Raw genomic sequence first — 12,503 nt, 5'->3', positions numbered from 1 at the left:
GCCGCCCGGACGCCTGCTAGGACTCGCCCCGCAGGACGAGATGACCGCCGATGCCGAGGACTCCGCTGACGAAATCCCTGGCCATCCCGGCCTCCTCGGGCGAGCAGTCGACGAGCACCTTGATCTCGGCGTCCCGCTCGGCCAGGTCCGCGGTGAGCAGGACGCCCGCCACTCCCGCGCCCGCCGCCGAGCCGACGAAGACGTCGATGCCCTCACCGTCACCGCCGGTGGTGCCCGCTAGGTAGCCGTAGTCCAGCGGGTAGACGACGTCCGGGATGCGCGGGTGCGGTCGTCCCCTCGGCCGGTCGACGACGATCTCGCCGTGCCGCACGAGATCGGCCAGCGCGGCGAAGAATCCCGCCGATCCGGGATGCGCCCCGTCCGGCGCTTCGGTTCTCATGGGCTCAGCCCAGGAACTGGTCGTAGAGGAGATAGGCGTTCAGGCCGATGATCAGCGTCGTGATCGCCGTCATCACCGCCGTCAGCCAGCGCGGGTTCGCGAAGTCGCCCATGACCGAGCGGTCCCTGGTCACCAGCAGCAGCGGGATCAGCGCGAACGGGATGCCGAAGCTCAGCACGACCTGGCTGAAGTTCAGGACGTCGGTGGGGTTCATGCCGAGCACGATCACCACGAGCGCGGGCGTCATCGTGATCAACCGGCGCAGCAGCAGCGGAATCCGGAAGTTGATGAACCCGGCCATCACGACCTGCCCGGCGAAGGTGCCGACGCTGGAGGACGAGATCCCGGACGCGAGCAGGGCGACCGCGAACACCAGGGCGGCGGTGCCGCCGGCGAAGGTGGCGAGGCCCGCGTGCGCGTCCTCGATGCTGCTGATCCCGGTGTTGCCGCTGGTGTGGAACAGCTTCGCGGCCATGACCAGCATCGACAGGTTGATCAACCCGGCGAGGCCGAGCGCGATGACCACGTCCCAGCGCTCGAAGCGCAGCACCTTCCGGCGGTCGTCGTCGGTCGAGACGGCCACCCGGCGGCTGGTGAGCGCCGAGTGGAGGTAGACCACGTGCGGCATCACGGTGGCGCCGACGATCCCCACCGCGAGGTAGGCGCTGCCGGCCGGCAGCGTCGGCACCAGGCCGGCGATGGCCTGGGTGGGCTCCACGCCGATGCGCAGCAGCTGGTAGGCGAAGCCGGCGATGATCAGCAGCAGCAGCCCGGCGATCGCCCGCTCGAAGGGCCGGTAGCCGCGCGCCTGCAGGCCCAGCAGCGCGAACGCGACGACAGCGGTGATCAGCGCCGCCGGCACCATCGGGATGCCGAACAGCAGGTACAGGCCGAGGGCGGCGCCGACGAACTCGGCGAGGTCGGTCGACATGGCGACGATCTCCGCCTGCAGCCACAGGCCCCACCGCACCGGCCGGGAGTGCCGCTCCCGGCACACCTCGGGCAGCGTCTTGCCGGTGACCACGCCGATCTTCGCGGACAGGAACTGCACCGGCATCGCCATCAGGTTCGCCAGCACCACGACCCACACCAGCGCGTAGCCGAACTCCGCGCCGGCACCGATGTTGGTCGAGAAGTTGCCGGGATCGACGTAGGCGATGGCCGCGATGAAGGCGGGCCCCAGCATCGCGAGCGAGCCCCGCATCCGCCCCCGTCCGAGCACCTGCCCCAGGTCCTCCCGGGAATCGCGTCCCGCCTCGGTCACGCCCATCGGTCCCCCTGTGCCGCTACCTGCGCGCCGATGACGGCCTCCTGCCGGTACGCGCGCGGCGCCCCGGTGGGCCCGCGCGAACAACGATTCGTCTTCCCGTCCACGAGATTACGGTATGCCGAAAAATTCTCTTCGCAAGCCCCCACCCGGCCGCTCGCGGCGCTGGTGTACGCGACGTACGGGTGGGCGATCGACGCGTTCAACGCGAAGGCCGGTCTCGCCCGCCCCCAGTCCCTGGACACCTTCGCGATCTTCGCCACGTTCCCGGCCGAGTACTTCGCCGGGTCGTGGTGGGGGCCGCTGCTGGACCAGATCGTCGGCACCGCGATACCTGGTGCTGCTCATCTTCGCGCTCACCGACACCCGCAACACCGCGCCGTCGGCCAACCTCGGGCCGTTCCTGATCGGCCTGGCCGTCACCGCGATCGGCCTGCCCTTCGGGCCCAACGCCGGCTACGCGATCAACCCGGCGCGCGACTTCGGCCCCCGCCTGTGGACGTTCATCGCCGGCTGGGGCGATATCGCCCTGCCCGGGACCTACCAGTGGCGCCGGAAACCGGGCGGGTGAACGAGGACGTGAGCTGAGGCCGCCCGGTTAATCCGACCCGGTAGCGGCGCCGTCCGCCGGATTACGGCCGGAATCGGCCCGGGTACACCCATTTCGAACATCGGGATGGGTGGCGGTGACGATGACGCAGCAATACCTCGTCGGCGAACTGTCCGTTCGGCTGGCCCAGCTCCAGGAGGCGGCCGATCCGCAGGCCGCGGACCGGTTCGCGAGCCTGCGCCGGGAGGTGGAGGCCGCGCCGCCGCACGCGCTGGGCCCGGCGGTGGAGCGGGCGATCCGGCTGGCCGACGAGTACTGCTGGGACTCGGTGCGCAGGGGCGACGTCACCGCGTTCGACGGCCTGGCCGCGTGGTCGGCGGAGCTGTGCGAGTTCGCCGCCTGCGCGGGCCTGCTCGATCGGGAGGCCGGCGGTTGACCGCTGACATGTCCACATCGGTCAATCCCGGCGAACCGGCCCGACCAGCCGCGGGATCTCGTCGACGACGGCCGCCGCGGCCGCGACGTCGCCGGACAGCGGCCGCTCCTGGGTATCCGGGTCCAGCGCGTCGCACGCCCGCTGGTAGACCGCGCGGAGCGGTCGTCCCGGGCCGATGCCGCGCAGCCGGTTCGCACGGACCGCGGCCACGAGTTCGCAGGCCAGGACGAGCCGGTACGCATCCGCGGCGCGCCGGATCTGCCGGACTGCCTGCGGGGCGAAGCTCGCGTGTTCTTCGGCGCCCCTCGACAGCGCGATGTGGCCGAGCGTCGCCGGGAACGCCGCGGCGCGCAGTTCGGCGAGCGCGGAACCCGCGCCGTATTCGAGCGCCATGATCCCCGAGCTGCCCGGCGGCCCCGCCGCCAGGAACGGGCGCAACCCGGTCATCCCAGGTTCGGTGAGCGTCGCCAGCCTCGCCACCGACAGCTGGGCCGTGGAGAGCATCGCCAGCCGCAGCCGGTCCAGCGCGAGGGTCAGCTGGGCGGCGTGGAATCCGCCGTGGTGGCGGGCCGCCGCCGGTTCGCCGGTCGTGATCAGCGGGTTCTCCGCGGCCGCGTTGAGCTCCACCGCCACGACCGCGTCGGCGTCGGCCACGGCCTCCACCGCCGGGCCGTGCACCTGCGGGAAGCACCGCAGCCCGAACGGATCCTGGATCCGGCGGCCCGGACCCACCTGGCCGCCGAGCAGCGCCAGCACCTCGGCCGCGACCCGGGATGCGCCGGCGTGCGGGCGGCCCGCGTGCACCTCGGGCGCGAACGGCTCGGTCGAGCCGTCGACGGCGAGCGCGGTCAGCGCCGCGATCGCGGCGGTCGCCGACACCAGGCCCCGCACCGCGGCCACCGCCAGCGCCGCCTGGCCGATGGTCAGGGCGTTGCTGCTGATCAACGCCAGCGCCTCGCCCTCGGCCAGGGCGACCGGGGCCGGTCCGCGACCGATCCAGCGCGCCTCGCCCGCGAGGGCGAGCCCGAGTTCGGCCAGCGGCCCGAGATCGCCGGTCCCGACCGAACCGTGCTCGTGCACCTCCGGGTACGCCCCGGCGTTGAGCGCCGCGGCCATCGCCTCGGCGAGCCCGCGCCGCACGCCGGTGCCGCCGCGCAGCACCTGGTTCAGCCGGACGGTCAGCATCGCCCGCACGTCCCGCTCCGGCAACGGGTTCCCGATCCCGCTGGCATGGCTGCGCAGCAGCCGCATCCCGTGCTCGGCTCCACCGGGCACCACTTCGGAGCGGTTGGCACCCACGCCCGTGGTGCGCCCGTAGACCGGCCCGGTGAGCACCGGTGCCCCGCCGAGCCGGGCCAGCGCAGCGGGCGCGGCACGGACCGCCACCCGGTCGTCGGCGATCCGCACGACATCCACAATGGACATATCAGCGCCGTCGAGGAGCACCGGGGCTCCGGCGCGCACCGCGGTCATGACCCTTCCCTCCCCGCGGACCCGTGCCGGGTCAGACGGGCGCGGTGTCGTCGATGGGACGCAGTTCCTCCGCGTAGGACACGGAAACGCGCCGGATCACGCCGTCGGCCACGGAGTACTGGCCCATCCGCCACAGCGGCGGCGAGTAGGCGTGGATCGAGACGCTGCGCGGCTCCTGACCGGTGAGCCGGTGGATGTGGTCCGGGCCGCCGCCGTACGCGAAGCCCGCCGCGACCCCGGTGGCCGCGCTCGGCCCGGCGACGGCCAGGTTGTGCTCGACGAGCGCGCCGCGGGCCACCGCGACCGCGAACGCGGAGATGTCGTGGTCGTGCCAGCCCGTGTCGTTCTCCGGCGTCCAGCACAGCACCCAGACGTCGACGTGCGCGTCGCGGTGCAGCGATGCGTAATGCCGCTTCTCGTCGCTGAACGCGACGTGGTGCCGCCACGCCTCCGGTCGGCGCGCGAGACCCGCGACCAGTCCGAGCAGTTCGCCTTGGTCGAGGTAGCGCCCGGGCAGCGCTTCGAGGGTGAATCCGCCCGGCACGTCGCCGATCCGGCGCGCTCGCCTGGCGGGCAGGCCGGGCGCGGTGGGTTCGCCGATCACGGTGTTCCTCCTTCCAGCAGACGACGCGGGTTCGAGCAGCGGATGGCCCGGGCGGCGGCCTCCCCCAGCCCCGGATCGGCCGGTTCGGCGTAGGGCCGGTCGCTGCCGAGGACGACCGGGTCGATTCCGAGCACCCGGACCAGCGCGTCCACCCCGCGCGGCCCGTACGACGAGGTCTCGACGAAGACGCCCGGATCGACGCGGTCGAACGCGCCTCCCCTGGCCGCCAGCCGCTCGTGGTGCACCGGCGCCAGCCCGGCTCCGGCGGCGAAGCAGATCCGCAGCCGCGGGAGCAGTGCGCGACCCGCGACGTGCCAGGACCACCACGCCGCCTGCAGCTGTGCCACGTAGTCGACGACCGGTGGCCACCAGCCGGGCACGCCGGCGGCCGGGCTCGTCGCGGCGCCGGGGTGCACGAACACCGGCCGGTCCGCCTGCTCGCACACCGCGAGCAGCGCGGCGATGCGTTCCACATCGGCCGGTTGCCGCATGGCGTCGGCCGGGATCTGCAGGCCGGCGCATCCCCTGCCGAGCGCCTCGCGCACCTGCTGTTCGTCGGGCTCCAGCACGTTGGCCGCCGCCCACACCCGGAACGGATCGGGCAACGCCGCGGCACCGCGATGCCAGGCGTCCAGCAGTGGCGCTGCCTCGTCCGGCGGCAGCCACTCGATGCCGAGCGGGCTGGACAGCGACACGAGCGCGACCGCCGTCCCCGCTTCGCGAGCGGCGCGCTCGGACGGCTCGTGATCGGCCGGGTCCACCTCGAACGGCGGCTCGCCGGCCAAGTGCAGCGTCCAGCCGCGCAGCAGCGGTGGGTCCGCGCGTGCGCGCAACGCGTCGACGAACTCCGCGGGCCACAGATGCTGGTGCACGTCGATCACCGGATCGGACACGGACACACCCTTGTGAAGCGTTTCAGTGAACGGTTTCAGTGAACCGCCTCAGCGGTCGCGCGGTCAAGGGCCGAACGTGCGCATCCGCCGCGCGCTAGGCTTTCCAGGTGCAACGCCGCAAGCGCCCCACGATCAAGGACATCGCGGCGGAGACGGGGCTCTCCCCGGCCGCCGTGTCCTACGCGCTCCGCGGCCTGCAAGTTCCCCCGGAAACCCAGCAGCGCGTGCGGGAAGTCGCCGATCGCCTCGGCTACGAGGCCGACCCGGTCGCCCGCGCGCTGGCCAGCGGCCGCACCGGCATGGTGGGCGTGCTGTGCAGTTCGCTGGACGACCTGTGGCAGCAGAACTTCGCCACCACGCTCGGCAGGCGCTTCCTCGCCGCCGACCGCAACACGCTGTTCATGGATTCCGCCGCCGATCCCGCGCGCGAGGCCCTGCTCGCCAAGAATCTCCTCGACCAGCGGGTCGACGCGCTCGTCACGATCCCCGTCGATCCGAATTCCCGGCACTGGCCGGACGCCGCCGAGCGGACCATGCTCGTCGCGATCGGCGACCCGCTGCCCGGGGCGGCGACCGCCGCCGAGGTGGTGTTCGACAACGGCCTGGGCGTCACCGACGCGCTGAAAACGCTCAGCTCCGCCGGGCACGACGAGATCCTGGTGCTGACGCCGGGGCCGCGGCTGCTGCGCCAGCGTCCCGCGGAGAAGGTCGTCCGCGAGGTCGCGCAGGAGCTGCGGATGAGCCTGCGCGTCGTGGCCTGCCCGAACGACCTGACCGGCGCCGCCGAGGTCGCGCGGGGCGCGCTCGCCGAAAAACCCCGGCCCACAGCGGCGTTCTGCCTCACCGACTCGATGGCCTACGGCGTCTACGAGGCCGCGCGCGATCTCGGCCTGGCCATTCCCGCCGATCTCTCGGTCCTCGGCTACGACGACCACCCGGTGTCGCGCCTGCTGACGCCTGCTCTTTCCACCTACCGCTGGGACGTGCGAACCGTCGTCGACGCGGTCGTCGAGCGCGTGCTCAAGGCGGTCGACAAGAACCGGCGGAGCCGCCGCAAGCTCATCGCCCCGGAGCCGAAGCACCGCGACTCGGTGGCCGAACCGCGCGGCTGAACCCGGGCCTCCATCCACAATGGCCCGTCCTCGACGCCGTAGGGAATCCCAATTTTAGGCAAAATTGGAAACCAGCCCAGGCATGGGTCACCTGGGGAGGAACCCAATTTCAGGCAAAATCGGAGCGCTCACCGCGGATCGGCCGGGCGGCGGCCGGCGCCGGTTACGGGAGCGGGTTCTCCTCGACGAGGGTCTCCGGGGCCGAGAGCCGCCACGCCTCGTACACCAGCTCGGCGAGCTCGTCGGCGTCGATCTTGGCCAGGTGCACGACGACCCACCCGTAGCCGCCCGCCGTGAACTGCACCTCGAACACCTCCGGCCGCTCGGCCACCAGCGCGACCTGCTCGGACAGCGTCTGCTTCAGCCCGGCCGTCTCGGTGCGCGGCCAGTAGTAGCCGAACCCCTTCCCGCGCACGCTGAACGACGTGTAGTTGCTCGAGTCGGCCTGCTCGACCTCGGCGAGCTCGTCGACCATCCGCAGGAACTGACCGCTCGGGACACCCATGTGGAGCATTCTCCCGCAAGCCCCTGACAGGAACCGGCCACCTGGGGTTTTCTGGGCGGATTCGCCTCTGGTCGTGATCATCCGCTTGTAGGATTCCCGCTGATTGCGATGGTGAACTTATTCGGACGAGACGAGGCGCAGCGCCTGCTCGCTGACGCCACAGCGGCAGCACGTGCCGGGCGCGGCGGGCTCGTCGTACTGCGTGCCGATCCCGGTCTCGGCGTGACCGCCCTGCTGGACGCGCACCTCTCGGCGGCGCGTGAACTGGGCATGCGGACCCACCGGATTCCCGTGCTGCCGCAGAGCGGAACCACCGCGTTGCCGGCCGGTGCACCGGACTGGACCGAGCCCGCCACGATCGTCATCGACGACCTGCACCGGGCGGACGACGCGACGCTGCTCGCGCTGCACGAACTCGCCGCGGGACTGCCCGACCGGCCGCTGCTGGTCGTCGCCGGACGGCATCGCGGCGTCGAGCCCGCCCGGTTCGCGGGGCTCGACCGGCTCGCGACCGCGCACGACCTCGAACCGCTGGACGACTGCGCGGTCCGCGCCGTCCTCACCGAGGTCTCCGGTGGTGAACCGCCGGAATCGCTGCTGCGGCTGGCCGACGGCGCAGGTGGCAACCCGTGGCTGCTGGTGCGCCTCACCGAGGACGACCGCGCCGCGGCGGTGACTGCTTGGGCGACCGGGCTGGCGGGCGACGACGCCGCCCTGCTGCGCTTCGCCGCGATCCTGGCCGAACCCGCGTCGGTGGACGAGCTGGCCGCCGTCGCCGGAACGACACCGGTGGACGCGCTGGCCCGGATCGAGCGGCTGGCCGGGGTCGGGTTGCTGGCGGAAGAAGGCGGGCTCGTCCGGTTCCGGCATCCGGTGGTGCGCCAGTCCCTGGCGGCGACCTCGGCGGGTTTGCGCGGCTCCGCGGCCCGGGCGCTCGCGGCCCGCAACGCCCCGCCCCGGACGGTCGCCGAGCATCTCGCGCACACTCCCGTGGACGCGTGGACCGTCGACTGGCTCGACGACCACGCCGATCGGCTCGCCGCCCGGCCCACGCCCGCGGTGGTCGACCTGTTCCACCGGGCCGTTTCCGGGCTGCCGCCCGGCGATCCGCGCCTGCACCCGCTGCGCGCCGCGCTGGCCGAGGCGCTGATGTGGTCGGGCCGGACCGACGAGTCGCAGCGCATCGCCACCGCCAGCCTGGCCGCGCATCCGGACACGCCGACCCGGCACCGGTTGCGGGCCGTGCTCGCCCTGATCTGCTTCCGGGAAATGGATCCCGCCGCCGCCATCGCGGCGCTGGACCCGGAACGCGTCGACGGCAAGCTGTCCGGGCGGCTCGCCGCGATCGACGCCGCCGCCTGCCTCGCGGCCGGCGATCTGACGGGGACGGAGCGCGCCGTCGAGCTCGCGACGCCGGCCGCCGCGCACGACCCGCTCGTCGAGGTGTTCCTGCTCAACGTCGAGGCGACGGGCCTGTTCGTCTTCCGCGACCTCGACGGGGCGTTGGAGCGGCTGGACCGCGCGGACGCACTGCTGGAGATCGCCGTCGACGACCGCGGGCTGTGGCTGATGTCGCGCCTCCTGCGCGCGGTGGTCCAGGACCTGCGCCACGACAAGGCCGCGTTGGAGACCGTCGAGCAGGCGCGCCCGATCGCCCGCGAGATCGGCGCGGGCCTGCTGACCTGGCTGCACACCATCGCCGCGTTGGCCTCGTTCAACAACGGGCTCTGGGACCGGGCCCTCGACGAGATCGGCGCCGCCATGGCGCTGCCCGACCAGTACGGGCTGGCCAGGCCGCTGCACGGGGTGGCTTCCATGATCATGCTGCACCGCGGCGACCTGCCCGCCGCCCGCGTTCACGCCGAGCTCGCCGAGCGGTCCCCGAGCCGCGGCGTTGCCGTGTTCTACGAGCAGATCGCCGTCCTGGCCAGCGCGCATGTCGCCGACGCCGAGGGAAATTCGCAACGGGCGCTGGAGATCGTGCACACCCTCGCCGCCGGCGACGTCGGCGTGCACCACGCGCACGCGGTCGCCACGGTCGGCGCCCGGCTCGTGCGCATCGCGGTCACCGGCGGCGACCGCGACCTGGCCAACCGGCTCGTCGCACAGATGCGGGACCTGAGCACCGGCGAATCGGCAGGCGAGCGCGGCGCGCTGATGTACTGCCAGGGGCTGGTCGACAGCGACGTCGACGTCCTGCTGGCCGCGGCCCAGGAGTTCACCGACACCGGATCGCCGATCCTCGCCGCTCGGGCGGCGGAGGACGCGGCGAAGGTCCTGGCCGCGTCCGGCAGATCCGCGGACGCCCGGGCGGCCTACCAGACCGCGATCGACCGGTACACCGCGCTGACCGCCACCGGCGACATCGTCCGGGCGGACGCCGCGCTGCGCGCGTTCGGCCTGCGGCGGGGCGCGACCGGCTCCCGGCGCAGGCCGAAGCACGGCTGGGAGAGCCTCACCGCCGCCGAGTACCGCGTCGCGGAACTCGTGGCACAAGGCCTGACCAACCGGGAGGCCGCCGAACGGCTGATCGTGTCGGTGCGAACGGTCGATTCGCACGTGTCGCGGGTGCTCGCCAAGCTCGGCTACTCGTCGCGGATCGAGATCGCGCTCGGATTCGGGGAGCGCGAATGATGCCCGCTACCTACCCGGCTCCCGGAACATCAGCAATGTTGCGGATGATTCCGCTGCGCCGTTCTGGTGATCTTTGTGCGGCGCCCGCAGAGGGGAAGCGGGCCCGGCACGAAGGTGGACATCCCGCATGGATCTCGTGCGCAGACCAGCGCCGATCGGCGGCCCCGTCGCGCCCGCCGTGAGCGCACCACCGCTGCGCGACGACGGCGGCAGCCGTCTCCAGCAACTGTGAACTCAGCAAGATCACCGTGATCGGTGGTCCGCCGCCGGATCGGCGGACCGATTGGAAGGCAGAACACCGGACATGATCAACGACTCGGAGACGGCGAACGTCGTTGAGATGGCGACCGCCGGCGTGCAAGACCTGGCGAACGCCGCCACCTCCGTGCTGGACCAGGCCGGGCCGGCCGGCGCGCTGGCGCAACCCGTGGTGAACGCCCTGCGCAACGTGTGGGAGGGGTACTTCGGTTCGCCGATCCCGCCCGAAGGCACGAACTGGAACTCCTACTCCCACGAGCAGCTCTACCAGATGCTGTGGGACAACGCCGATGTCGGGGACGTCAGCGCGGTCGCCACGGAGTGGGGGCGGCACAGCAGCGAGCTGACCGATCACGCCGAATCGATGCGCCAGCAGCGGACCGCCATGCAGACGAACTGGACCAGTTCGTCCGCCGACCTGGCGACGGAGCGGCTCGGCTCGATCGGCGAGCGGACCGACGACATCAGCACCCGCGCGGCCACGACCCAGCAGGCCACCCAGGACGCCGGCGACGCGCTTTCCGTCGCCCGCAACACGATGCCGCCGCCGCCCGGCGATCCGACCGGAGGCGCCGTGGCCAGCGCCGCGGCCGGTGCCGGGGCCGGCGCGGTCATCGGCGGCCTGATCGGCGCGGGCGCGGGCGGCGTCGGCGCGGGCCCGGGAGCCCTGATGGGTGCCGCGATCGGCGCCGTGGCGGCCGGTGGCGGCAGCCTGTTCCTCGCCAACGTCGCGGCCGCCGAGAAGAAGGCCCAGGCGGTGCACGTGATGCAGCAGTACGAGACGAGCCTGCTCAACAGCAGCAAGACGATCGCTCCGGCCGGTTCGACGGAGACCTTCGCCTTCGGGGCACCGGCGTCGACCTCCGCGGCCGGATTCGGCGGCGCGGCCGGCGGGGCCGGCGGCGGCACGCCCTGGGGGAAGCTGGTCGGCGCCGGACCGCTGGAGGCGGGGCTGCGCGGCGGAGCCGCGGGCGGCGCCCTGCTGGCCGGGTCCGGCTCGATGGCCGGTGTCGCCGGGCGCGGCGGGGCCGGCGGCGGCATGGGGCCGGCCGGCGCGCGGCGCGGCGAGGAAGAGGAAGAACAGGTCCACCAGAACCGCATGCCCACCGTCGACCAGAAGCTCTTCGCCGACGACCGGCCGGCCAGCGCCCCGGTCATCGGCTGACACGAACAGGAGTGAATCCCTTGACCTCCGAAGCGAACCCAGGGCCCGGCTACCAGGTCTCGCCGCAGGACCTGGCGGCCCAGGTCAAAACGCTCACCAACCTCGGCGAGCAGACCAACGGCCTGGTGACGTCCGCGCGCCAGCTCGCCGAGCGGATGCCGATGCTCGGTACCGCGCCGCCCGCGATGCACCTGGCGATGCGGCTGCGCGAGGCGGCCGGCCAGTCCGGGCTCACCGGCGAGATCAGCGCGGCCGACACCGAGCTGAACGGCTTCCACGACGCGCTGCACCAGACCGTCACCCGCTACGTGAGTTCCGACGACAACACCGCGCAGGTGCTGCGCAGGACGGGCGGTGCCACGGAATGACGACCGCGACCACGCGCACCGCCCGGCGCGGGGTCACCGACGGAACCATCCACTTCGGACAGATCGAGCTCGATCTCCTCGCCTCGCACGTCGGCGTGCGCTTCCCCTTCCCGCTGCGCGTGCCGTCGTTCGGGCGGATCGAGGGCGAGCGGGAGGTGCTGCTGGCCACCGCGGGCCAGACCCTCCAGGCGCGCGGGCTCGCCGACGAGGACGGGCCCGCCGGGGCCGCGGCCGAGCTGGTCACGGCGCTGCGCGAGTACCGGGGCACGGTCGATCTCGTGCTGTTCGACGGCGACGGCGCGACCGCCGTCGTGGCGATGGTCTACCGGTCGTGGGCGCTGATCTGCGAGCAGCCGCTGGACGGCGACCCGGCCAGCCCGGTGCGGATCAGGCGGGTCATGGCGAACGCGCTGGGCGACGCGCTGCGGCCGATGGTGCCCGACCTGGGCCCGGCCCGGGCGATGCCGATCTCGTTGCCCGAGCGCGCGATCGGCAGCGCGGCGGAGCTGATCCGCGACGCGGCGGACGACGAGGCGAAGGAACGCCTGCTGCGGGAGCTCGTCCGCGACTGCGGCGGCGACCCCGACGTGCTCGACCAGCTCACCGGGCTGCTGCCGACCCTGACCGGCCGGGGCCAGCTCGGCGCGACGCGGCGCGACGGCGCCGGGAACGTCCGGGCCGGCGCGGAACTGTCCTGGTTGGACGGTCCGCGCGGCCGGTTGCGGGTCAACCCGGCCCGCAACGGCTGGGTGAGCATCAACCCGTTGCGCAGCGAGGACCTGCGCTTCGCGCTCGACGAGCTGGCCGGGATCGCCCGCCGGCCGCGGTGAGCGCAGGC

At 73.2% G+C, this 12,503-nt stretch carries 12 protein-coding genes and 1 pseudogene; 7 read left to right on the top strand and 6 right to left on the bottom strand.

The window, feature by feature from the left end:
• Positions 1–16: 16 nt before the first annotated feature.
• The gene (locus AC07EQ_RS21890) at positions 17–400 is read right to left on the bottom strand and encodes an inorganic pyrophosphatase (RefSeq protein WP_478389770.1); all 384 of its coding nucleotides are present in this window, start codon (positions 398–400) and stop codon (positions 17–19) included.
• Positions 401–404: 4 nt separating this feature from the next.
• Positions 405–1,670 carry an Nramp family divalent metal transporter gene (locus AC07EQ_RS21885; RefSeq protein WP_478389769.1) on the bottom strand — a complete coding sequence of 422 codons (1,266 nt, stop codon included), beginning with the start codon at positions 1,668–1,670 and terminating at the stop codon, positions 405–407.
• Between the two features lie 156 nt (positions 1,671–1,826).
• Between AC07EQ_RS21885 and AC07EQ_RS21880 the strand changes: the two are divergent.
• Together AC07EQ_RS21880 and AC07EQ_RS21875 are read left to right on the top strand one after the other, a co-directional pair.
• A pseudogene (locus tag AC07EQ_RS21880) lies at positions 1,827–2,217 on the top strand (aquaporin); the annotation flags it as partial.
• 142 nt (positions 2,218–2,359) lie between these two features.
• Positions 2,360–2,653: a hypothetical protein gene (locus tag AC07EQ_RS21875; RefSeq protein ID WP_358565550.1), complete on the top strand. Its 294-nt coding sequence runs from the start codon at positions 2,360–2,362 to the stop codon at positions 2,651–2,653.
• A 21-nt stretch (positions 2,654–2,674) separates the two neighbouring features.
• On the opposite strand, the gene AC07EQ_RS21870 is transcribed toward AC07EQ_RS21875, so the two are convergent.
• From AC07EQ_RS21870 to AC07EQ_RS21860, 3 genes are read right to left on the bottom strand one after another with little or no spacing between them, the layout of a single operon-like run.
• Positions 2,675–4,126: an aromatic amino acid lyase gene (locus tag AC07EQ_RS21870; RefSeq protein ID WP_478389768.1), complete on the bottom strand. Its 1,452-nt coding sequence runs from the start codon at positions 4,124–4,126 to the stop codon at positions 2,675–2,677.
• A gap of 31 nt (positions 4,127–4,157) precedes the next feature.
• Positions 4,158–4,730, bottom strand: coding sequence for a cysteine dioxygenase (locus tag AC07EQ_RS21865; RefSeq protein ID WP_478389767.1), 573 nt, complete (start codon positions 4,728–4,730; stop codon positions 4,158–4,160).
• Positions 4,727–5,623: an amidohydrolase family protein gene (locus AC07EQ_RS21860; RefSeq protein WP_478389766.1), complete on the bottom strand. Its 897-nt coding sequence runs from the start codon at positions 5,621–5,623 to the stop codon at positions 4,727–4,729. The genes AC07EQ_RS21865 and AC07EQ_RS21860 overlap by 4 nt, the downstream gene beginning before the upstream one ends.
• Before the next feature lie 107 nt (positions 5,624–5,730).
• On the opposite strand from AC07EQ_RS21860, the gene AC07EQ_RS21855 reads away from it, so the two are divergent.
• Entirely contained in the window at positions 5,731–6,735 is a 1,005-nt protein-coding gene (locus tag AC07EQ_RS21855) for a LacI family DNA-binding transcriptional regulator (RefSeq protein ID WP_478389765.1), read from the top strand.
• Between the two features lie 163 nt (positions 6,736–6,898).
• Here the strand turns inward: AC07EQ_RS21855 and AC07EQ_RS21850 are convergent, their stop codons facing one another.
• Positions 6,899–7,240, bottom strand: a complete 342-nt coding sequence (locus tag AC07EQ_RS21850) for an MmcQ/YjbR family DNA-binding protein (RefSeq protein ID WP_478389764.1) — start codon at positions 7,238–7,240, stop codon at positions 6,899–6,901.
• 108 nt (positions 7,241–7,348) lie between these two features.
• On the opposite strand from AC07EQ_RS21850, the gene AC07EQ_RS21845 reads away from it, so the two are divergent.
• The 4 genes from AC07EQ_RS21845 to AC07EQ_RS21830 all read left to right on the top strand — a co-directional run bounded on the left by AC07EQ_RS21845 (position 7,349) and on the right by AC07EQ_RS21830 (position 12,495).
• Positions 7,349–9,874, top strand: a complete 2,526-nt coding sequence (locus tag AC07EQ_RS21845) for a helix-turn-helix transcriptional regulator (protein WP_478389763.1) — start codon at positions 7,349–7,351, stop codon at positions 9,872–9,874.
• A gap of 304 nt (positions 9,875–10,178) precedes the next feature.
• A complete protein-coding gene (locus AC07EQ_RS21840; protein WP_478389762.1) occupies positions 10,179–11,297 on the top strand; it encodes a WXG100 family type VII secretion target in 1,119 nt (372 codons plus the stop codon).
• A gap of 20 nt (positions 11,298–11,317) precedes the next feature.
• Complete coding sequence (locus AC07EQ_RS21835) at positions 11,318–11,665, top strand: hypothetical protein (RefSeq protein WP_478389761.1); 348 nt, start codon at positions 11,318–11,320, stop codon at positions 11,663–11,665.
• A complete protein-coding gene (locus AC07EQ_RS21830) occupies positions 11,662–12,495 on the top strand; it encodes an ESX secretion-associated protein EspG (protein WP_478389760.1) in 834 nt (277 codons plus the stop codon). Before AC07EQ_RS21835 ends, AC07EQ_RS21830 begins: the two co-directional genes overlap by 4 nt.
• Positions 12,496–12,503 lie beyond the last annotated feature (8 nt).

The sequence above is a fragment of the Saccharopolyspora sp. NPDC045839 genome, from assembly GCF_056431645.1.
Note: the sequence above shows the minus strand (reverse complement) of the source record. Positions and strands in the feature narration are given on the sequence as shown.

Bases quoted from the DNA above. Each gene is read 5' to 3' on its own strand.
- AC07EQ_RS21875 (WP_358565550.1), top strand. From the start codon at position 2,360: ATGACGCAGCAATACCTCGTCGGCGAACTGTCCGTTCGGCTGGCCCAG.
- AC07EQ_RS21840 (WP_478389762.1), top strand. From the start codon at position 10,179: ATGATCAACGACTCGGAGACGGCGAACGTCGTTGAGATGGCGACCGCC.
- AC07EQ_RS21870 (WP_478389768.1), bottom strand. From the start codon at position 4,126: ATGACCGCGGTGCGCGCCGGAGCCCCGGTGCTCCTCGACGGCGCTGAT.
- AC07EQ_RS21890 (WP_478389770.1), bottom strand. From the start codon at position 400: ATGAGAACCGAAGCGCCGGACGGGGCGCATCCCGGATCGGCGGGATTC.
- AC07EQ_RS21845 (WP_478389763.1), top strand. From the start codon at position 7,349: ATGGTGAACTTATTCGGACGAGACGAGGCGCAGCGCCTGCTCGCTGAC.
- AC07EQ_RS21830 (WP_478389760.1), top strand. From the start codon at position 11,662: ATGACGACCGCGACCACGCGCACCGCCCGGCGCGGGGTCACCGACGGA.
- AC07EQ_RS21885 (WP_478389769.1), bottom strand. From the start codon at position 1,670: ATGGGCGTGACCGAGGCGGGACGCGATTCCCGGGAGGACCTGGGGCAG.
- AC07EQ_RS21850 (WP_478389764.1), bottom strand. From the start codon at position 7,240: ATGGGTGTCCCGAGCGGTCAGTTCCTGCGGATGGTCGACGAGCTCGCC.